The 397-nt window shown below is 44.6% G+C and carries 1 protein-coding gene; it reads right to left on the bottom strand.

The features are described 5' to 3' along the window. Window positions 1-207 precede the first annotated feature (207 nt). Window positions 208-397, bottom strand: a 190-nt coding sequence (locus BTA35_RS17385) for a tautomerase family protein (protein ID WP_078320927.1), incomplete at its 5' end; no start/stop codon positions are given.

The raw sequence follows: 397 nt of genomic DNA, 5'->3' as shown, positions 1-397 counted from the left end.
AGCCTGAATAATCTTTGATAAACCCAAAAGCCCTGCTCCTTATCAATATCAAAAGGATCGGGGCTTTGTGTTTTTTGAGCACTGGACGCTAAGCTCCGGGAGAAAGAAATCTGCTGATCGGATTGTGTTGGTAACGCCTTAGTACGGATAATGCTTTTTTACTTTCTGGCGTGGAGTTTGTTGTGAAGGAGAAGCCTGAGTACTGTGTTATACGTTAACCTTGTACTTTAGGTAGGCAACCTCGTCGCCCTTCCTGCCTCTAAACCCCCAACAATGAGCAGGTTGCTCTTTAATTGTGATTTCAATATCAACAGCGGAAATGCCTAACTGAGCCTCAATGTGACTGAATAGCGCCTTGATCAAGGCCTTTTTAGTGTCAACTTGGCGACCTTCCATC

The organism is Oceanospirillum linum (genome assembly GCF_001995095.2).
Taxonomy (GTDB): domain Bacteria; phylum Pseudomonadota; class Gammaproteobacteria; order Pseudomonadales; family Halomonadaceae; genus Oceanospirillum; species Oceanospirillum linum.
This window is presented reverse-complemented; position numbering and strand designations above follow the sequence as displayed.